At 50.2% G+C, this 18,966-nt stretch carries 19 protein-coding genes and 1 pseudogene; 1 reads left to right on the top strand and 19 read right to left on the bottom strand.

The window, feature by feature from the left end:
- Nucleotides 1-24: 24 nt before the first annotated feature.
- The 7 genes and pseudogenes from DSM465_RS0103460 to DSM465_RS0103430 all read right to left on the bottom strand — a co-directional run bounded on the left by DSM465_RS0103460 (nucleotide 25) and on the right by DSM465_RS0103430 (nucleotide 6,448).
- Nucleotides 25-1,101 (bottom strand): GerMN domain-containing protein, encoded by a 1,077-nt coding sequence (locus tag DSM465_RS0103460; protein ID WP_011887928.1) that lies wholly within the window; start codon nucleotides 1,099-1,101, stop codon nucleotides 25-27.
- A 105-nt stretch (nucleotides 1,102-1,206) separates the two neighbouring features.
- Nucleotides 1,207-2,001: a glutamate racemase gene (racE, locus tag DSM465_RS0103455; protein WP_008881127.1), complete on the bottom strand. Its 795-nt coding sequence runs from the start codon at nucleotides 1,999-2,001 to the stop codon at nucleotides 1,207-1,209.
- Nucleotides 2,002-2,010: 9 nt separating this feature from the next.
- Nucleotides 2,011-2,455: pseudogene (locus tag DSM465_RS18130) on the bottom strand (MarR family winged helix-turn-helix transcriptional regulator).
- A 213-nt stretch (nucleotides 2,456-2,668) separates the two neighbouring features.
- Nucleotides 2,669-2,893, bottom strand: coding sequence for a helix-turn-helix domain-containing protein (locus DSM465_RS0103445; protein WP_008881129.1), 225 nt, complete (start codon nucleotides 2,891-2,893; stop codon nucleotides 2,669-2,671).
- Nucleotides 2,894-3,152: 259 nt separating this feature from the next.
- On the bottom strand, nucleotides 3,153-3,914 hold the full coding sequence (gene sdhB, locus DSM465_RS0103440; protein ID WP_008881130.1) for a succinate dehydrogenase iron-sulfur subunit: 762 nt from the start codon (nucleotides 3,912-3,914) through the stop codon (nucleotides 3,153-3,155).
- A 1-nt stretch (nucleotide 3,915) separates the two neighbouring features.
- Nucleotides 3,916-5,673, bottom strand: coding sequence for a succinate dehydrogenase flavoprotein subunit (gene sdhA / locus DSM465_RS0103435; RefSeq protein ID WP_008881131.1), 1,758 nt, complete (start codon nucleotides 5,671-5,673; stop codon nucleotides 3,916-3,918).
- A gap of 166 nt (nucleotides 5,674-5,839) precedes the next feature.
- Nucleotides 5,840-6,448: a succinate dehydrogenase cytochrome b558 subunit gene (locus tag DSM465_RS0103430; RefSeq protein WP_008881132.1), complete on the bottom strand. Its 609-nt coding sequence runs from the start codon at nucleotides 6,446-6,448 to the stop codon at nucleotides 5,840-5,842.
- 245 nt (nucleotides 6,449-6,693) lie between these two features.
- On the opposite strand from DSM465_RS0103430, the gene DSM465_RS0103425 reads away from it, so the two are divergent.
- Nucleotides 6,694-7,146 (top strand): YslB family protein, encoded by a 453-nt coding sequence (locus DSM465_RS0103425; RefSeq protein WP_029760636.1) that lies wholly within the window; start codon nucleotides 6,694-6,696, stop codon nucleotides 7,144-7,146.
- A gap of 99 nt (nucleotides 7,147-7,245) precedes the next feature.
- On the opposite strand, the gene uvrC is transcribed toward DSM465_RS0103425, so the two are convergent.
- The 12 genes from uvrC to DSM465_RS0103360 all read right to left on the bottom strand — a co-directional run bounded on the left by uvrC (nucleotide 7,246) and on the right by DSM465_RS0103360 (nucleotide 18,946).
- On the bottom strand, nucleotides 7,246-9,018 hold the full coding sequence (gene uvrC, locus DSM465_RS0103420) for an excinuclease ABC subunit UvrC (RefSeq protein ID WP_029760635.1): 1,773 nt from the start codon (nucleotides 9,016-9,018) through the stop codon (nucleotides 7,246-7,248).
- 409 nt (nucleotides 9,019-9,427) lie between these two features.
- Entirely contained in the window at nucleotides 9,428-9,583 is a 156-nt protein-coding gene (locus DSM465_RS20140) for a hypothetical protein (RefSeq protein ID WP_317135445.1), read from the bottom strand.
- A gap of 399 nt (nucleotides 9,584-9,982) precedes the next feature.
- A complete protein-coding gene (gene ssuD, locus DSM465_RS0103405; RefSeq protein ID WP_029760634.1) occupies nucleotides 9,983-11,107 on the bottom strand; it encodes an FMNH2-dependent alkanesulfonate monooxygenase in 1,125 nt (374 codons plus the stop codon).
- Between the two features lie 42 nt (nucleotides 11,108-11,149).
- Nucleotides 11,150-11,665, bottom strand: a complete 516-nt coding sequence (gene ssuE / locus DSM465_RS0103400; RefSeq protein WP_008881136.1) for an NADPH-dependent FMN reductase — start codon at nucleotides 11,663-11,665, stop codon at nucleotides 11,150-11,152.
- A gap of 22 nt (nucleotides 11,666-11,687) precedes the next feature.
- On the bottom strand, nucleotides 11,688-12,668 hold the full coding sequence (locus tag DSM465_RS0103395) for an aliphatic sulfonate ABC transporter substrate-binding protein (protein WP_008881137.1): 981 nt from the start codon (nucleotides 12,666-12,668) through the stop codon (nucleotides 11,688-11,690).
- Between the two features lie 3 nt (nucleotides 12,669-12,671).
- Nucleotides 12,672-13,454 carry an ATP-binding cassette domain-containing protein gene (locus tag DSM465_RS0103390; protein WP_008881138.1) on the bottom strand — a complete coding sequence of 261 codons (783 nt, stop codon included), beginning with the start codon at nucleotides 13,452-13,454 and terminating at the stop codon, nucleotides 12,672-12,674.
- Between the two features lie 34 nt (nucleotides 13,455-13,488).
- A complete protein-coding gene (gene ssuC, locus DSM465_RS0103385) occupies nucleotides 13,489-14,274 on the bottom strand; it encodes an aliphatic sulfonate ABC transporter permease SsuC (protein WP_011887933.1) in 786 nt (261 codons plus the stop codon).
- A gap of 286 nt (nucleotides 14,275-14,560) precedes the next feature.
- The gene (locus tag DSM465_RS0103380) at nucleotides 14,561-15,559 is read right to left on the bottom strand and encodes a sulfonate ABC transporter substrate-binding protein (protein WP_029760633.1); all 999 of its coding nucleotides are present in this window, start codon (nucleotides 15,557-15,559) and stop codon (nucleotides 14,561-14,563) included.
- Nucleotides 15,560-15,806: 247 nt separating this feature from the next.
- Nucleotides 15,807-16,121 carry a thioredoxin gene (gene trxA / locus DSM465_RS0103375; RefSeq protein WP_008881141.1) on the bottom strand — a complete coding sequence of 105 codons (315 nt, stop codon included), beginning with the start codon at nucleotides 16,119-16,121 and terminating at the stop codon, nucleotides 15,807-15,809.
- Between the two features lie 157 nt (nucleotides 16,122-16,278).
- Entirely contained in the window at nucleotides 16,279-17,256 is a 978-nt protein-coding gene (locus DSM465_RS0103370; RefSeq protein ID WP_011887935.1) for an electron transfer flavoprotein subunit alpha/FixB family protein, read from the bottom strand.
- Between the two features lie 74 nt (nucleotides 17,257-17,330).
- The gene (locus DSM465_RS0103365) at nucleotides 17,331-18,107 is read right to left on the bottom strand and encodes an electron transfer flavoprotein subunit beta/FixA family protein (RefSeq protein WP_008881143.1); all 777 of its coding nucleotides are present in this window, start codon (nucleotides 18,105-18,107) and stop codon (nucleotides 17,331-17,333) included.
- 65 nt (nucleotides 18,108-18,172) lie between these two features.
- Nucleotides 18,173-18,946 (bottom strand): enoyl-CoA hydratase, encoded by a 774-nt coding sequence (locus DSM465_RS0103360; RefSeq protein ID WP_029760631.1) that lies wholly within the window; start codon nucleotides 18,944-18,946, stop codon nucleotides 18,173-18,175.
- Nucleotides 18,947-18,966: the final 20 nt, after the last annotated feature.

Genomic DNA, 18,966 nt, shown 5'->3' with positions numbered 1-18,966 from the left:
TCCAGCTTGCCCAACGTCAACTGGTTAAAATGCTCCAGTATTGACGTTTTGCGGCCGAGTAACCGGCTTTGTGAGCGGTTTCCCATCCTCGGTGACGAGATCGGCTTTGCCGTTGACGGTGATTGCCACGCTGTCAACTCCGTTTTGCTCGGTGAGCGATAGCACAAGCGAATTTAACACGACATCAGAAATGACATTTTTCTTGTTGCTGCCATAAATGCCTTCGTTAAAGTTAAGTGTCACTTTGCCGTCTTCATATTTCGGGGCATCGACAAGTTTTGCATCCGGCTGGAAGGCGCCAACAAGCCCGCTGCCGTGGTCCGGCCCTTGAATGAGCTCATTGACCGCTGCAGCGATATTGTCCTTCTCTTTATTGGGGACGCGTCTTGTCACCGGTACGTAATACGTATGATCTCCCTGCTGTGCGACGAAATAAACCGTAACCGGGTGTGTATTCGTAATGTCCGGTACACCACTCGCCTCGATATTGATGCCGTCCGCACGGCTGACTCCATCTTGGATCGGTGTTTTATTGACCGGCATCACCTCTTGGTCATAGCCGTTAATCCGAATTTTGACACGCTTAATATTGTCAAATTGGGTCAATGTCCACGTAATGGCTTGCAAAATCCGCTTTTCATCTTCTGGTTTGTATTGCTTAAATTCCGGCGAAAAATCGGCGATTAGCGTCCCATCTTTTTCTAATTTTGTTCCAAGCACAGTCGTTCCCGCTGGAATGACGGCGCGGAAGCCTGTTGGCAAAATTTCGGACACAGGGCCGTCCTCAATCAAATATTCGAGCACTTGTTTCGCAACCGCCTGCGTTTTCGGCAACTCTACTGTTTGTGGCACGACAAAGCCATTTTTGTCAATTAAGTATAATTCCCTCTTCACCGTCTCAGTAGCCTTTGCTTTCTCTTTCTCTTCTTTCTTGTCTCCCGTTGCCTCTTGAAGCGCCTGGCCGTCTTTAACGTAGTTCGTTTCTTGCGGCGGATCGATCTCCTTCACCGCTTCATCATTGCCAAACAAACCGCAACCGCCAAGCAGCAAAAGAGAAGCAAGCACTGGTGCTGTCCATCTATGAGCCGTCCGTTTGCCCATTGACGTTCCCTCCTACTCGTAGTTTGTACTACTATGTATACGAGCTGGTTGCCAAAATAGAATAAAAAAATCCTTTAGCGTCCACACGCTAAAGGATTTTTTTGGTCACAAGCGAATCGCCTCGACTGTGCCGATCGATTTGCCAAACCATTTTCGTGAAATCTTTTCAAACAATTCTTTTGATCCGGTTGTGAAAAACAAATGTTCCGGTTCACATCCGCCAGTGTAAAGAAGGTGGCTATGATGCAAAATCGCGCTCACTTCACGGGCTGTTTCATCCCCGGAGCAAATCAGTTTCACCTTTTTGCCCATATACTCACGAATGAGCGGGGCAAGCAACGGGTAATGCGTACAGCCTAAAATGAGCACATCAATGGGTCGCGGACGCAGCGGAGCAAGCGATTCGGCGACAATCGCCAACGCCTTCTCCCCTTCAAAATCGCCGCTTTCGACAAGCGGAACGAACTTCGGACAGGCCAAACTTTCGACATGAACGCGCGGGTTGATCGATTGAAGTGCTTTTTCATACGCTTTGCTTCTGACTGTCCCGACAGTGCCGATCACGCCGATGTGCCCGTTTTTCGTCGCCTTTAGGGCAGCGCGGGCGCCAGGATGAACGACACCAAGAACAGGGATGTCAAGCTTCGCACGCACCTCGTCAAGCACGACAGCTGTCGCCGTGTTGCAAGCGATAACGAGCATTTTCAGCGGGTATTGCTGCAAATAATGAATCATTTGCCACGTAAACTGGCGGATTTCTTCGATCGGACGTGGCCCGTATGGGCAACGGGCGGTGTCGCCGAGGTAAATGATTCGCTCTTTCGGTAACTGACGAATAATTTCCTTGGCAACTGTTAAGCCGCCAACTCCTGAATCAATAACACCAATTGCTCTTTCCAAGTGATCGCCTCATTCTTTGTTCATTTCTTGATGTAACTTGCGTAAACAGCGTTCCAAAAAGACGATTTCCTCGTCCGAAAAGTTCTCCAATACTCTTGCCAAATCACGTTGGCGTTTTTCAATGACTTCCTCGATGATGCGCTCGCCTTTTTCCAACAGATGGATGCGGACGACACGGCGGTCGTGTTCATCCCGGACTCTGCTGACAAGGCCGTTCCGTTCCATACGGTCAATCAAATCGGTCGTCGTGCTGCACGCCAAATACATTTTGTTCGATAATTCGCCGACCGTCAAGTCCCCTTCTTCAAGTAACCATTGCAAAGCGACAAACTGCGGGGGGGGTAATCGGATAATTGGTTAAAATTTCACGGCCGCGCTGCTTTAAGTTAGCGGCGATATAGCGAAGCAATTTTTCTAATTCGGCAACCGTTTTTTCGTTCATCGCAGACGGCATACAATCTCCCCTTGATCATTTTCGCGGCCTAGCCATGAATCACCGGCTTGTGCCAATACGATATTCTATTTTTCATTTTACAACACCCCGGGACATAATCAATACAAAAATGCGGCTTCCACTACAGACGAAGGCCGGACGGGCAACAAAGCCTCGTCCGGCCACAAAAGGAGATAACAAACAGCCATTCGAAAAGGGAACATCGGCATCGTTTTATAGTTCAAGTTCGCCCATTCGAAGCAATTCGATGACAGCCTGTGAGCGCCCCTTGACTCCAAGCTTTTGCATCGCATTCGAAATATGGTTGCGAACGGTTTTCTCGCTGATAAACAGCTCTTTAGCGATTTCTTTCGTCGTCTTATCTTGGACGAGCAATTCAAAAACTTCTTTCTCTCTCTTTGTCAACAGCGGCTTCGATTGAAACGATTTATCCTTCAACGGTTGTAACCCTCCTTGCTCTCAATGGGCCCGAACTGCCGGATGGGTATTTACTCACCATATAGTATGTGAGAGCAAGGGCGGCGGTGACGAAAATTTGCTTATCTAATAGAAAAATGGGTCTTTTTTCTTCACTTTTTCCATGCGCTAGGACAAACGATCAGCAGGCTGCATCCGCCCGACAGGCGGTATCCATCCGGCACCTAGGACAAGAAATCCCCTTCATGGCTGACCATGAAGGGGATGGATATCGTCCTCATTATACTTCGTCGCTGCCGAAGAAATCGCGGAACATTTGAATCGTCGTATCGCGGTTTAAAGCGGCGATCGATGTTGTCAGCGGAATGCCTTTCGGGCATGATTGCACACAGTTTTGTGAGTTGCCGCAGTTCGCCAAGCCGCCGTCGCCCATAATAGTCCGCAGCCGTTCCGCTTTATGCATCGCTCCGGTCGGATGGGCGTTGAACAGCCGCACTTGCGACAGCGGCGCCGGGCCGATAAAGTTCGACTTGCTGTTGACATTCGGACACGCCTCAAGGCACACGCCGCACGTCATGCATTTTGACAACTCGTATGCCCACTGCCGTTTCCGCTCCGGCATGCGCGGGCCAGGACCTAAGTCATACGTCCCGTCGATCGGGATCCACGCTTTTACTCTCTTTAAGGCGTCAAACATCCGGCTACGGTCGATCGCCAAGTCACGGATGACTGGGAACGTGCGCATCGGCTCGAGGCGGATCGGCTGCTCAAGCTGGTCGATCAAGGCCGCACACGCTTGGCGCGGCTTGCCGTTAATCACCATCGAACATGCTCCGCACACTTCTTCCAAACAGTTCATTTCCCAAACGACTGGTGTTGTTTTTTCCCCTTTGGCGTTAACCGGATTGCGGCGAATTTCCATGAGCGCCGAAATGACGTTCATGTTCGGACGGTACGGGATGACAAACTCTTCTTCATATGGTGCAGAGTCCGGACGATCTTGGCGCGTAATGATGAATCGAACCGTTTTGTTCTCGCTCATCTTACTTCACTTCCTCTTTCTTTTTGCTGTAGTCGCGTTTGCGCGGCTTAATCAACGAAACATCGACGTCTTCGTAATGGAACGACGGACCGTCTGGCGTATAGCGAGCCATCGTCGTTTTCAGCCACTCTTTGTCATTGCGCTCCGGAAACTCCGGTTTGTAGTGCGCTCCGCGGCTTTCATTGCGATTGTACGCGCCAAGTGTAATGACACGGGCGAGTTGCAGCATGTTGTACAGCTGACGGATAAATGTTGCCCCTTGGTTGCTCCATTTTGCCGTGTCAGTGACGCTAATGTTTTTATACCGCTCCATCAGCTCTTGAATTTTTTCGTCCGTCTTCAGCAGCCGGTCGTTGTAGCGGACGATCGTCACGTTCGCTGTCATCCATTCGCCGAGTTCTTTATGCAGCACATAAGCGTTTTCCGTGCCGTCCATCGACAGGATGTTTTCCCATTTTTCTTGTTCTTGTTTGACATAGCTGTCAAAGAGCGTCGACGGCAACGCATCGGCCGATTTTTCAAGGCCGCGGATGTAACGAACAGCATTCGGGCCGGCGACCATTCCGCCATAAATAGCTGAGAGCAGCGAGTTCGCACCAAGGCGGTTCGCGCCGTGAATAGAATAATCGCACTCACCTGCGGCAAACAACCCTTTAATGTTCGTCATTTGATCATAATCGACCCATAAACCGCCCATCGAATAGTGAACGGCCGGGAACACTTTCATCGGCACTTTGCGCGGATCTTCGCCCATGAATTTCTCATAAATTTCAATAATACCGCCAAGCTTAACATCCAGCTCTTTCGGATCTTTATGGGAAAGATCCAAATACACCATGTTTTCGCCGTTAATGCCAAGCTTCAAGTCGACGCACACATGGAAAATTTCCCGAGCGGCGATGTCGCGTGGCACTAAGTTTCCGTAAGCCGGATACTTTTCTTCGAGGAAGTACCACGGTTTTCCGTCTTTGTACGTCCAGACGCGTCCGCCCTCTCCGCGCGCCGATTCGCTCATCAACCGAAGCTTGTCATCGCCCGGAATCGCGGTCGGATGAATTTGGATAAACTCACCGTTTGCGTAATAGACACCTTGTTGGTAAGCGATCGATGCGGCCGAACCAGTATTGATGACCGAGTTCGTCGATTTTCCAAAGATGATCCCCGGACCACCGGTCGCCAAAATGACCGCATCAGCCGGAAACGCTTTAATTTCCATGGACCGCAAGTCTTGTGCGACGATGCCGCGGCAAATTTGTTCATCATCTAAAACAACACCCAAAAATTCCCAATGCTCATATTTCGTGACAAGGCCTGCTACTTCATGGCGACGCACTTGCTCATCAAGCGCATACAAAATTTGCTGACCAGTCGTTGCTCCAGCGTAAGCAGTGCGGTGATGCTGCGTTCCCCCGAAACGACGGAAATCGAGCAATCCTTCCGGCGTGCGGTTGAACATGACACCCATCCGATCGAGCATGTAAATGATGCCCGGCGCCGCCTCACACATCGCTTTGACCGGAGGCTGGTTCGCCAAAAAGTCGCCGCCGTAGACGGTATCGTCAAAATGTTCCCACGGCGAGTCACCCTCACCTTTCGTATTGACCGCTCCGTTAATGCCTCCTTGGGCACAGACGGAGTGAGAACGCTTTACTGGAACGAGTGAAAACAACTCGACAGGCACTCCTGCTTCGGCGATTTTAATCGTGGCCATCAAGCCGGCCAATCCGCCGCCAACAACGATGATTTTTCCTTTTTTCATGGCTACTCACTCCCTAGAAAATTGCTGCTTTTGCTTCAATATCCACGGTTTGCTCCGCCGATTCGCCCCATCGACCAAGCGGTCGTTCGACGAACGGCTGCAACGCGATCCGTTATCAGCCAACGCAGCGGTTCATCATCAAAACGTCTCGAATGAAAGGATTGTCCTACGCAAATGCTAAAATGGCGCGAATACCGATAATCGAAATTGCGAAAAAGATAATCATCGTAATGTACGTAAACACTTGTTGTGAACGAGGAGACACGATTAACCCCCAGCTGACAAAGAACGACCATAAACCGTTAGCGAAGTGAAACACGGTTGATAAAATTCCGACAATATAAAACCAAAGCATGATCGGATTATCGACGATATTCGCCATCATATCATAGTTCACTTCGGCACCAAAGGCAGCTTGCACCCTTGTTTCATACACATGCCAGACGACAAAAATCAACGTAATAATCCCTGTGATCCGCTGAAGCATAAACATCCAGTTACGGAAATAGCCGTACTGACGGGTGTTGAATTTGGCTGTAAACGCAATATAAATACCGTATACAGCGTGGAACACCAATGGAAGAAGAATAACAAAAATTTCTAAGAAAATACGGAACGGCAAATTCTCCATAAATGCAGCCGCTCGGTTAAACGCTTCCGGCCCACGCGTCGCAAAATGGTTGACGATCAAGTGCTGCACTAAAAAAATGCCAACGGGAATAACCCCAAGCAGCGAATGGAGCCGGCGGTAATAAAACTCGCGATTCCCTGCCATATGTAAGCCCCCTTTTGACTAGTAATAAAATGCGTGCCCCCTCGCTAAAGAATGGAAACAGAAACGCCTTCCATTTCCATATTCGCTTTGTCACATTCATTGTACTCCCACATCGTACAAGCGTCAAGAAAACATCGTCACAAAATGTTCAAACATTCTCATATTTATCCTTTCTTTAAGAAAGGGCGTGCACGCCGCCATCAGTTCAGCTATAATGAGGAAATGGATAGAAAGAGGGGAAGATGATGAAACAGCCATCATTAGACGAACAGTATCAAGCATTTGAATCCATCGCGCTTTCCGCATTTGGCACCGAGCTGCTCCGCCATTCACTTCTTCCCGAGCTGTTCGGCAAAGATAGCGCAGGGCTTTTGTATTGGGCCGGCAAGCAGCTGGCGCGCCGCTATCCACTTGCTACCCTAGAAGACATCGCCGCTTTTTTTGAACGGGCCGGCTGGGGAACGATATCGATTGGCGAAGAGCGGAAAGATGAACTGCATATCGAGCTGTCCGGTCCGATTATCTCTGCCCGCCTTTCCTTATACGACGACTGCACATTTCAGCTGGAAGCCGGATTTCTCGCCCAGCAAATTGAGCAGCAAAAACGGTTCGTCACCGAAGCAGTCGAAATGCCATCAAAGCAGGCCGGCAAGGCGCGCATTTTAGTAAAATGGGATCGAAAGCAATCGATTGATTGATTGCCTCACGTTTTCGACAACAAACACAAAAGGCTTCTCCGACAAGGAGAATCAAGTGAACAAAGGGCGTCCCAACCCTCTGGGACGCCCTTTGCGCCATTATTCGTGCAGTTTTTCATAAATTTTCTCCGCCACCGACCGCGGGATGTTTGCCCGCTGCAGCTCTTCCACCGTCGCCTCTTTCATTTTTTTCACGGAGCCAAAATAGTTTAATAACGCCTTTTTTCGCTTTGCCCCGACACCAGGGATGTCATCAAGAATGGAATGGAGCATCGTTTTTTGCCGCGTCTGACGGTGGAACGTCACCGCAAACCGGTGCACTTCATCTTGAATGCGTTGCAGCAAATAAAACTCTTGGCTTTGCCTGTCAAGCGGCACAACGGCTGGCGGGTCACCAGCAATAAGCTCCGATGTGCGATGTTTTTCGTCTTTCGCCAGCCCGGCGAGCGGTACATCGAGGCCGAGTTCGTTTTCAAGTACATCGCGCACTGCGGACAAATGGCCTTTTCCGCCATCGATAATGATCAAATCAGGAAGCGGCAGTCTTTCTTTCAGCACGCGTGTATAGCGTCGGCGCACGACTTCGCGCATCGACTCATAGTCGTTCGGCCCCTCGACCGTTTTCACCTTATATTTCCGGTACTCTTTTTTCGCCGGCTTGCCGTCAAGGAAGACAACGAGCGCTGAGACCGGATCGGTTCCGTATATGTTCGAGTTATCAAACGCCTCAATGCGGCGCGGCGTCGGAATGCCGAGCAGCTCCCCGAGCCGTTCGACCGCCTTGATCGTCCGCTCTTCATCGCGCTCGATAAAATAAAACTTTTCTTTTAGGGCAATGGCGGCGTTTTTGTTCGCCAGCTCGATCAGTTCTTTTTTCTTCCCTTTTTTCGGCTGAACGACATGGACGCCAAGCAGCTCGCGGACGAGCTCACCGTCGATGTCGGTCGGCAAGACAACTTCTTTTGGCTTTAAATGGTGTGCCTTCGTATAAAACTGACCTAAAAATGTGAGCATTTCCTCATCCGGGTCTTGGTAAAGAGGGAAAATGGACACATCGCGCTCAATCAGCTTCCCTTGGCGAAGGAAAAACACTTGTACGCACATCCAACCTTTGTCATATGCATAGCCGAACACATCGCGATCGATGAAATCGTTGAACACGATTTTTTGTTTTTCCATCGTCATCTCAATCGCCGCGATTTGGTCACGGTATTCTTTCGCCCGCTCAAACTCGAGCGCTTCGGCCGCCTGATGCATTTTTTCCGTCAGCTCCCGCTTTACCTCTTGATAGCCACCGTTTAAAAAACGAACGACTTGCTCGACCATGGCTTTGTTTTGCTCATCCGACACCGGGTAAACGCACGGAGCAAGACACTGTCCCATATGGTAATATAAGCAAACACGCGAAGGCAGCGTCGAGCATTTGCGGAGCGGATATAAACGGTCGAGCAACTTTTTCGTTTCGCGGGCCGCCTGCACGTTCGGGTACGGACCGAAATATTTGCCGCCGTCTTTTTTCACTTTGCGGGTAATAAGCAATCGCGGATGCTTTTCTGCGGTAATTTTAATAAATGGATAACTTTCATCGCCTTTCAGCATGACGTTGTATTTCGGGTCATGCTTTTTAATCAAGTTCATTTCCAAAATGAGCGCCTCGGCATTTGATGAGGTAACAATATATTCAAAATCGGCAATTTCCTCGACAAGTCGCTGCGTCTTGCCTTCGTGCGTCCCGGTAAAATACGAGCGGACGCGCGCTTTCAGCGACTTCGCCTTGCCGACGTAAATGACCGTTCCGTGTTTGTCTTTCATTAAATAGCAGCCCGGCTGCTCTGGCAGCACGGACAGCTTTTCTTTCAGCCGGTCGTTCATGGTCATCACTCCATCCTATTCCTCGACCCATTCGCCCAGCGTAATCGTCCCATACACCGGATCGTCGAGCGAACTTGAACGATACGTTTTCCCTCTCCGCACATAGCTGGATAGGTCGGCCCTCTGGACGCGAAACCTGCCCACAACATGGTTTGCTATATCAATTGTAGCATGGCGACCGTTCTCTTTGTCTTACAAATAATAGAAGAAAAAATGGAATACATATTTATACGGAAACAGCACGCCAAATCGTCGAATATAATCGTATCTTCCCATATACATACCACAAACGGCTGTGTCATGCACGTCATAAGCGGCACACCGATCGCTCATGTTCGTGCGCCTACGCCATCGCCCGCGTCCGGGCCAACCCTTCGACAAACGGCGCCCTCGAATCGTAGCCAAACGCTCATTTCGCCTTCGTAATATTCGCCCACGTCACTTTCCCTTCGCCTTTTCGTTCCAGCATCCGCACAATTTTCATGTCCGGGAAATGCTGTCGCAGCTCGATGAGCAGTGCATGACGGACTCTCGATTCTCCAGCTGCAGTCAAGACGTTTCTCATAATCAATATGCTTAAGCCAATACAGCACGCCTGGCAGCGCGGCCAAATGAAAGACGATATCGGGGGAAACTTTTCGTCTGTTCCCCATCAAGCAAGTCCAAGCGAACTCGCGGCACCCAGCCACTGGTAAGCACTTGAAACTGCCGCTCTTTCCTTTCAACAGAATAGTATGGATGGAAACTATCAATTTCCATTATTCTTGCAAACATGCGGCCAAATGGCTGCCGATAAATTCCGTTCCTCCGGTCACCGCCGCTTTCGTTGATTTCATCTCGTTATTCATTTCTATCATCCATTAGCATCGTACCATAAGCCACTAGAGAAAGTCGCGAAGAATCCGTAAAAAACAAAAAGATGGAGGAATTCTCGACTTGAGAATCCCTCCATTCTGAAAAATGCTCACACTTTAATAAACGTCGGAAAAAACTCATTCCCTACCACTTCACCTTGGATCGCAGAACTGGTGCGACGAGACGTCAGCGGCAACAGCGGGAAGAGCAGTTCTGCTACCCGATACGCTTCCTCTAAATGTGGGTAGCCAGATAAAATGAAATACCGGATTCCCAACTGCTCGTACTCACGCAGTCGAGCAGCCACTGTTTCCGGATCGCCGACGAGAGCCGTGCCCGCACCCCCGCGCACCAATCCTACCCCAGCCCATAGATTTGGACTGATCTCCAACGAATCCCGCTTTCCGCCGTGCAGCTGCCGCATCCGTTGCTGTCCCACCGAATCGTAGCGAGCAAATACCCGTTGCGCCTCTTCAATCGTCCGGTCATCGACATATCGAATCAATCGCTCTGCCGCTTCCCATGCTTCTTTTTCCGTCTCACGAACGATGATATGGAGACGAACGCCAAATTCGATTTTTCTGCCTTCTTGACGAGCAAGCTCCCTTACCCGTTCGATTTTGTCTTTCACCTGTTCAGGAGGCTCGCCCCAGGTCAAATACACATCCGCATGGCGCGCCGCAACCCGTTGGCCGGCATCCGACGATCCGCCAAAAAAGATGGGCGGATACGGCTTTTGCACCGCTGGAAATAGCAGTTTGGCTCCCTTGACCGACACATGTTTTCCACTCAACGTCACTTCTTCTCCTGCAAGCAATCGGCGCCAAACCGTCAAAAATTCATCGGTTGCCTCATACCGCTCATCATGGGATAAAAATAACCCATCACCTGCGAGCTCAACAGGATCTCCCCCCGCCACAACGTTAATGAGCAGCCGCCCATCCGAAATGCGGTCCAATGTAGACGCCATGCGGGCAGCCAACGTCGGCGTCATCAATCCGGGACGGACAGCGACAAGAAAGCGCAAACGGTTGGTTTCAGCCGCCAATGCCGAAGCGAGCAGCCAAGGATCTTCGCACGATTTGCCGGTTGGAATGAGCACGCCCGTATATCCTAAGCGGTCGGCTGCTTGGGCGACTTGTTTGAAATAACTGTACTCAGGAGAGCGACCGCCTTTAGTCGTTCCTAAATATCGCCCATCACCATGAGAAGGAATGAACCACAGCAACTCCATCATTGGTTTCCCCCTTATTTAAATAACCGTTTTTTCGTTTATCTAAGAAACGGAATGAATGACTTCTTCCATCCGCGATAGTAAGTCATCAGAAAGAACAAGGCGTCCTTCGCTATCGTGCCCCAACGTCCAATCTAAAATAAAGACCCCATGCAGAATTTCCCGCGCACCTAAAATCGAGAAAATCGGCTTGAGTGCGTATTCGATCGCCAACAGATGCGCAATCGTTCCCCCAGTCACAATCGGTACAATGAGCTTCCCGGCAAATGCTTTTTCCGGCAGCAAATCCAAATACGCTTTTAAAATGCCCGTGTAACTTCCTTTATAGACCGGACTAAGCACAATGACCGCTTTGGACTGGTGGATCCATTGATGCGTTTGGGCAATCGGGTCACTCGATGAGCGAGCATAGAGCAAGTCCTCAGCAGGCAAATCGCGCAAGCGAATGAAATGCACCGTGTGACCGAGCTGTTGCAATTGCCCCTTCACCCATTCGGCCACCTGATTCGTTTTCGACGTGTGTGACGGGCTGCCAGAAACAATCGTTACCACTGCCATTCCGTTTTCCTCCCATCGTTTTTTATTGCTCGGCAATGACCGCATCCCGCACCTTGATTGTTTTCGGAATAAGCCCGAGTTCATAAAATCGATCAGCGATACGCTGTTGGGCATCGATCACCTCCTTTGTCAGCGGAAACACCCCGTATCCTCTCCGACTTAATGTTTTTTTCCAAATGTCTTCACCGATTTTTGTTTCTTTGGCCAGTAGACGGGCCGCTTCATCCGGGGAGGATTGAATCTCTTGATGGACTTTTCCTAACTCCTTGATAACCACATCCGCCACTTTCCGATATTGCTTGACATACTCTTTCCGTCCAACAATCAATCCGTATTGCTTCGGCAACCCATTTGCATCAATCAAAACACGCGCTCCGCCATTCACTTCCGCATCAGCCAAAAACGGATCCCAGATGGCCCAAGCATCAACATCACCACGCTCAAACGCCGTACGCGCCTCAGCCGGTTGCAAATATACCTGGGAAATATCATCCAACGTGAGCCCGGCTGTTTCCAATGCAGTCAACAGCGTATAATGGGCGCTAGATCCTTTTCCAAAGGCCACTCTTTTCCCTTTCAAGTCCGCCACTGTACGAATCGGTGATGTTTTCGGCACAATAATCGCCCGCGCCACTTCTGGTTCATATGCAATATAAACCAATTTTGAACCTGGATTTGCCTGCGCCAACACAGCGGGTGCTCCTCCGACATAGCCAATGTCGATTTGCCCAGCATTTAATGCCTCGAGCAACGGAGGGCCAGATTGGAATTCAAACCATTTCACTTGCACCCCATGCTTTTGCAGTTGTTTTTCCAAGTACCCCTTCTCTTTCAAAAAGAGAGAAAATGATGATTTTTGAAAGCCGACGTGCAATTCTTTCGGCCAAGAATCCGTCGATGCCGACTGTTTAGGAGAAGACAAGGAAGCAGAACGTTCTTGGCCGCAAGCTGCCAACAACAGGAATGCACTCAACACCGAAAACAAAAGGAGCCTTCTTTTCACTGTCTATAGCGCCCTCCTTTTCTCACTCATCGAAGACGCGGCGATGACTTTCTCATCAGATTCTGTGCTTAAAATGCGGCGCAAAATTGTATCGACCAAATCAGCAAACGCCGCATCGCCGCGCTGACGCGGTCGCGGCAAGCGCACAGGCAAATCAAGCGCGCATTCCCCGTCCTCAATGAGCACGACGCGGTCCGCCAACATCACTGCTTCATCAACATCATGCGTGACCAACAAAGCCGTAAAGCGTTGTTCTCTCCATAATCGTTCGATCAGCCGCTGCATTTCAATTCTCGTCAACGCGTCAAGCGCACCGAGCGGTTCATCAAGCAATAACAACTGTGGACGGCTGATCAATGCGCGGGCGAGCGCCACCCGTTGACGCTGGCCGCCGGATAACACCGATGGCCAATCCTTCGCGCGGTCTGCCAAACCGACTTGTTCGAGCACTGTGATCGCTTGTTCTTTCCAGTCACCTTTCAACCCGAGGCCGACATTGTCGATGACGCGCCGCCATGGCAACAGACGAGCATCTTGAAACATGACGCGAGCTGCTGTATTCAACCCATGAAGCAACTGTCCATCCAGCTGAATCATGCCGGAAGTCGGCGTCTCCAATCCGGCAGCCAAGCGCAATAGTGTGCTTTTTCCGCAGCCGCTGCGACCAATAATGGCGATAAACTCCCCCGGTTTGACCGTTAAATCAATGCGGCGCAACACTTGTTGATCGCCAAACTGTTTGGCCACTTGCACAAATACGAGCTCTGCTCCTCGTCCTGTTTCCATCTCTCGCTCTCCTTTCCCACTCCGTTTGTGTCAGTTACCGATTTTGATAGTTGACATTCCAGCGAAGCCAGCGTTTTTCCAAAAAGCGGGCAATGCTGTCTGCGAGCTTGCCAAACAGCGCGTAAAGCAAAATACTGAACACAACGACATCCGTTTGCATAAATTCACGTGCATTCATGGCCAAATACCCGATGCCGCGGTCAGCAGCGATCGTCTCCGCTACGATTAACGTCAACCACATAATGCCCAGCGCATAGCGCAGACCGACCAAAATCGACGATAACGCGCCCGGCAGCCAAATACGCCAAAACAACTGCCACGGGCGAAGCCCATAGACACGACCCATTTCCAACAATCCCGCATCCACATTGCGAATGCCATGTAATGTATTGACATAAATTGGAAAAAGCACCCCGATGGCAACGAGAAACACTTTCGCTTCTTCCCCAATGCCAAACCATAAAATGACGAGCGGAATCATCGCCAAATGCGGAATATTTCGAATCATCTGGATTGAAGTATCCAACAATCGTTCGGCCGGCCGAAAGACCCCGTTGAGCAAGCCAAGAACAAAGCCGAGTGACCCGCCGATAGCAAATCCAATCAATGCACGCCCAAAACTGATCGATAAATGTTGCCATAACTCTCCTTTTTCTAAGAGATCCCAAGCAGCCGCCACCACGTCAGTCGGAGCCGGCAGCACTCTTGAAGATAGCCATCCCGCCTCCACTGCCCCCTGCCATGCAACGAGCAAGACGATCGGCAGTCCCCATGGTACCACCTTTTCATGAATCCATTTCACCTTCTTGGACTCTTTCATTCTTCCATCACTCCCTTTCCTCTTCTCATCCAGCCCCCATCCTACGAAACCTTAAAAGGCTAGTGAAAAACAGCCATTTCCCCCAATAAAGTGCTCTCGTGTAAAGATGAGTCATCATTTTTAATAAGGGCTGATCAGCATTGTCTACTAAAATCACCTACTTTTAGGTGGAAAAACCGTCATAAAGTGATGTTCAAGGAAAGCGAAAGTCACGGTTTCTTTATGTTGATAAGCTGCATTCCCCGCTCATTCATTAACCCTTTTAGGCGCACGAAGATGCTTTCGTTCAACGGCTGTCATGCCAAACTGCGTCCTTTACCATCAGCTTTTTGGGCAACAGGCCGAGTGTATGAAACTCGTCGGCGATGATTTGCTGTTGGGAAATCACTTCATTCGTGATCGGTTCAATCCCATAAACGTGGCGTCTCGAGGCCGTTTCCAGCGCCTGTTCATCAATGCCGAGTTCGGGCGCTAAAAATTCAGCCACACCTTTCGGATCATTGTTTGCCCACTGCTCTACTTTTTTCAATTCTTCGAGCAAGACTTGAATCAACTCTGGCTCGCGTTTGGCGAATGAACGTGAAGCGAAGAAAAATTCACGGTTCGCTACCAATCCTTGGCCGTCAGCGAGCACTCGAGCCTTTCCTCCCTTTTCAGCGGCGGCGTAAAACGGGTCCCAAATGGCCCACGCATCAACGCTCCCCTGCTCAAATGCAGCGCGAGCATCGGCTGGTGGCAAATAGATCGGCTGAATGTCAGAAAGTGTCAATCCCGCTTTTTTGAGCACCTGCACAAGCAAATAATGGACATTCGATCCTTTGTTTAACGCCACCTTTTTCCCTTTCAAATCCGCCACTGTCTGAATGGACGAGTCCTTTTTGACTAAAATGGCCTCGGACACAGGATTGGGAGGTGACGTCGCTACATACAAGAGCGGTGTACCAGCCGCTTGAGCAAATACTGGCGGCGCTTCACCGGTATGGCCAAAATCGAGGCTTCCGGCATTCATCGCTTCCAACAGTTGAGGACCTCCCGGAAATAACGCCCATTGTACGGTGTAGCCTAATTTTTTCAGCCGTTTTTCCAAGTCACCACGCGCTTTTAACATGTTGAGTGTCCCGTATTTTTGATAGCCGATGCGGATGACTTTGCTAGATGGCGGAGAGGATGACGATGATTTGGCGTTCGCAGACTCGTTATGTATTCCGCATCCAGATGCCATCGCCAGCCATAAAGCGACCGCTAACATTCCACCCAATGTTTTCCAGAACACTTTGTTTTTCATGATCGCTTTTCCCTCCTTTGTTCATTTCTTGCAATGCTTTCACACACGTACGTGATCGTCATTCTTGATCTCCCTCTTAATTAGAACTAAATAGATAGAAAAAGTATGAATAACAGGCGTAAAACAAACTTAACCACTAGGAATTGTTGGTTATAAATATAAAGAATTATCTGCCATCTGTCAACCATTTTTCAGCAAAAAATAAAAATCCAGAGGAAGAGGCCTCTGGATTTTTCCTATGCCATCACTACACATGTTTGCCGACAAGCTGAGCAAGTGCTTCTTTCGGTTGGTAGCCGACGGCTTTATCAACGAGTTCGCCGTTTTTAAACACGAGCAGCGTCGGAATGCTCATCACCCCGAACTTTGCTGCTGTTTCTTGGTTTTCATCAACGTTGACTTTGACAATTTTCACTTTGTCGCCCATTTCTTGATCAAGCTCCTCAAGCACCGGGGCGATCATACGGCATGGACCGCACCATGGCGCCCAAAAGTCGACAAGAGTGACGCCGTCTTTCGTTTCCGCGGCGAACGTTTGGTCTGTCGCATTGATAATGGCCATGCGAATTCCCTCCCATATTCTAGAATGCTGTAAGCACAGTATACCATGGAAATTTAAAACGACGCGAATATTTTGCCTCGTTTCTAATATTCGCTTCGCGGTTCAATTTATCCAAGAAAAAACGGGCAGCGCATACCACGCTACCCGTTTGAATCGATTACGAATGCACTTTCAGCTTTTTAAACTCTTCCGTGAGGAGAGGAACGACTTCAAACAAATCGCCGACAATGCCGTAATCAGCGACTTTAAAGATATTGGCTTCCGGGTCTTTGTTAATGGCGACGATCACTTTTGAGTTCGACATGCCTGCCAAATGCTGAATAGCACCTGAGATACCGCAGGCGATGTAAAGATCTGGTGTTACGACTTTCCCGGTTTGCCCGATTTGCAGCGAGTAGTCACAATAGCCGGCATCGCACGCTCCACGTGACGCACCGACTGCGCCGCCCAACACTTCCGCCAGCTCTTGGAGCGGCTTGAAGCCTTCCGCGCTTTTCACACCGCGGCCGCCAGCGACAATCACTTTCGCTTCCGTCAGGTCGACCCCTTCAGCAGTTTTGCGGACGACTTCTTTGACGATCGCGCGCAAATCTTTAATTTCGACCGCCAATGATTCAACGCTGCCGGAGCGCGATTCGTCACGCTCAAGCGATGCGATGTTGTTCGGACGCACCGTCACAAACATGATGCCGTCGGTGACGATTTTCTTTTCAAACGCTTTACCGGAGTAGATCGGGCGCGTGAACACAATGTTGCCGCCTACTTCTTCGACTGCCACCACGTCGGAAACAAGACCGGCGTCAAGTTTAACGGCCAGCTTCGGCGACAGGTCTTTGCCAAGCGCTGTATGACCAAAGACAATGGCTTCTGGCTGTTCTTTATCGATCACCGCTTTTAACGCTTGCGAATAGCCGTCGGACGTATAAAATTTCAAGTTCGGATGCTCAACGACAACGACGCGATCCGCCCCGCGGAAAATCAGCTCATTTGCATGCGCTTGCACTTGATCGCCGACAAGTGCCGCTACGACTTCCCCGCCTTCAGCGATCGTTTTGGCTGCTGCGATCGCTTCAAACGAAACGTTCCGCAGCGATCCGTCGCGAACTTCTGCTAATGTTAATACTTTGCGTGCCATGTTTCAGTCCCCCTACCCTTTTGTTCATGTTTTCCGTCCGTTAGAGAGCGCTAACAACCATACCGTCTGCCGCTTTAAACGACTTTCGCTTCGGAACGGAGCAGCCCGACAAGCTCTTTGACTTGATCGGCAATCTCACCTTGCAAAATTTTGCCCGCTTCCCGCTTCGGCGGCAAGAACACTTCGATCGTTTTCGTTTTCGCCTCGACATCGTCCTCGTCAAGATCCAAGTCATCGAGCTCGAGCTCGTCAAGCGGTTTCTTTTTCGCTTTCATAATGCCTGGTAACGACGGATAGCGCGGCTCATTCAGCCCTTGTTGAGCGGTAACAAGGAGCGGCAGCGACGTTTCGATCACTTCCTCATCCCCCTCGACGTCACGCACAACGGTCACTTTACCGCCATCGGCAATGTCAAGCTTCGTAATCGTCGTCACGTATGGAATGCCAAGCAATTCAGCCACGCGCGGTCCGACTTGCCCCGAGCCGCCGTCAATCGCCACATTACCAGCTAAAATCAAATCCGGGTTTTTATCTTTCAAATATTCAGCGAGCACTTTCGCCGTTGTATATTGATCTTGCTCTTCGACGTCATCCTCAATATTGATGAGCACCGCTTTGTCGCAGCCCATGGCGAGCGCTGTGCGCAACTCTTTTTCCGCTTCCTCGCTGCCGACGGTGACGACCGTCACTTCACCGCCATGTTTGTCGCGCACTTGGATCGCCTCTTCAATGGCGTATTCATCGTACGGGTTGATGATGAATTCAGCACCTTCCTCATTGATTTTGCCGTTATTGATGGTAATTTTCTCCTCGGTGTCGAACGTGCGTTTCATCAAAACAAAAATGTTCATGTCATTCCCCTCCTCAGTTTGATCCAACATTATTTCAGTTGCCAAGATTCCGACATTTATAGCGATTATTTCCCTTGAAAGACGGGGGGACGTTTTTCTAAAAACGCCTGCACACCTTCTCTCCCATCCTCGGAAACAAACACACGGCCAAACCATTCCGCTTCGTCGCGCACCGCCTCAGCGAACGATTTTTCTTTCGCCGCATTGAGAAGCTCAATCGTGGCGCGAACGGAAAGCGGGCTTTTTGCAGCGATTTTGTGCGCTAACTGTTTCGCTTCATCAAGAAGCCGCTCTTCAGGCACCGCCTTGTTGGCCAGCCCCCACTGCACAGCCTCTAAGCCGGTGATCGGCTCGCCTGTCCACATCATTTCCGCCGCCTTGCCGAACCCAACGTAGCGCACGAGCCGCTGCGTGCCGGCAAACCCTGGAATGATGCCAAGCTGCAGCTCTGGCAGGCCAAGCTTCGCATTTTCTGTCACCAAACGAATATGGCAGCTCATCGCCAACTCAAGTCCTCCACCCAACGCGGCGCCATGAATAGCAGCAATCACCGGCTTGGAAAACCGCTCAATCCGCTCTACAACCAGCTGGCCGTTGCGCGACAAAGCGGACGCTTCCTCGGCAGAAGCGACGGACGTAAACTCTTTAATATCCGCGCCAGCCGAGAAAAACCGGCCTTCACCATGCAACAGCACGACACGCACGTCCGAGTCGGCCTCGAGCTCATCCAAGATATTTGAAAGCTCTTTCAAAACAGCAGATGAAAGAGCATTCGCCGGCGGCCGCGAAAACGTCACGACAGCGACGAATTCCTCTTTTATCAAGCGAAAATGCTCCATGATGCCTCTCCCCTTTCTGC

Source organism: Geobacillus thermodenitrificans subsp. thermodenitrificans DSM 465, assembly GCF_000496575.1.
Lineage (GTDB): Bacteria > Bacillota > Bacilli > Bacillales > Anoxybacillaceae > Geobacillus > Geobacillus thermodenitrificans.
Note: the sequence above shows the minus strand (reverse complement) of the source record. Positions and strands in the feature narration are given on the sequence as shown.

Excerpts from the sequence above, each read along its gene's own strand:
- DSM465_RS0103360 (WP_029760631.1), bottom strand. The coding sequence starts at position 18,946 with ATGGAGCATTTTCGCTTGATAAAAGAGGAATTCGTCGCTGTCGTGACG.
- sdhB (WP_008881130.1), bottom strand. The coding sequence starts at position 3,914 with ATGAGCGAGAACAAAACGGTTCGATTCATCATTACGCGCCAAGATCGT.
- uvrC (WP_029760635.1), bottom strand. The coding sequence starts at position 9,018 with ATGAACGACCGGCTGAAAGAAAAGCTGTCCGTGCTGCCAGAGCAGCCG.
- DSM465_RS0103365 (WP_008881143.1), bottom strand. The coding sequence starts at position 18,107 with ATGAACATTTTTGTTTTGATGAAACGCACGTTCGACACCGAGGAGAAA.
- ssuD (WP_029760634.1), bottom strand. The coding sequence starts at position 11,107 with ATGGAGTTGCTGTGGTTCATTCCTTCTCATGGTGATGGGCGATATTTA.
- DSM465_RS0103370 (WP_011887935.1), bottom strand. The coding sequence starts at position 17,256 with ATGGCACGCAAAGTATTAACATTAGCAGAAGTTCGCGACGGATCGCTG.
- DSM465_RS0103430 (WP_008881132.1), bottom strand. The coding sequence starts at position 6,448 with ATGGCAGGGAATCGCGAGTTTTATTACCGCCGGCTCCATTCGCTGCTT.
- sdhA (WP_008881131.1), bottom strand. The coding sequence starts at position 5,673 with ATGAAAAAAGGAAAAATCATCGTTGTTGGCGGCGGATTGGCCGGCTTG.
- ssuC (WP_011887933.1), bottom strand. The coding sequence starts at position 14,274 with ATGAAAGAGTCCAAGAAGGTGAAATGGATTCATGAAAAGGTGGTACCA.
- DSM465_RS20140 (WP_317135445.1), bottom strand. The coding sequence starts at position 9,583 with ATGAGAAACGTCTTGACTGCAGCTGGAGAATCGAGAGTCCGTCATGCA.
- DSM465_RS0103380 (WP_029760633.1), bottom strand. The coding sequence starts at position 15,559 with ATGAAAAACAAAGTGTTCTGGAAAACATTGGGTGGAATGTTAGCGGTC.
- ssuE (WP_008881136.1), bottom strand. The coding sequence starts at position 11,665 with ATGGCAGTGGTAACGATTGTTTCTGGCAGCCCGTCACACACGTCGAAA.
- DSM465_RS0103390 (WP_008881138.1), bottom strand. The coding sequence starts at position 13,454 with ATGGAAACAGGACGAGGAGCAGAGCTCGTATTTGTGCAAGTGGCCAAA.
- DSM465_RS0103460 (WP_011887928.1), bottom strand. The coding sequence starts at position 1,101 with ATGGGCAAACGGACGGCTCATAGATGGACAGCACCAGTGCTTGCTTCT.
- DSM465_RS0103425 (WP_029760636.1), top strand. The coding sequence starts at position 6,694 with ATGAAACAGCCATCATTAGACGAACAGTATCAAGCATTTGAATCCATC.
- trxA (WP_008881141.1), bottom strand. The coding sequence starts at position 16,121 with ATGGCCATTATCAATGCGACAGACCAAACGTTCGCCGCGGAAACGAAA.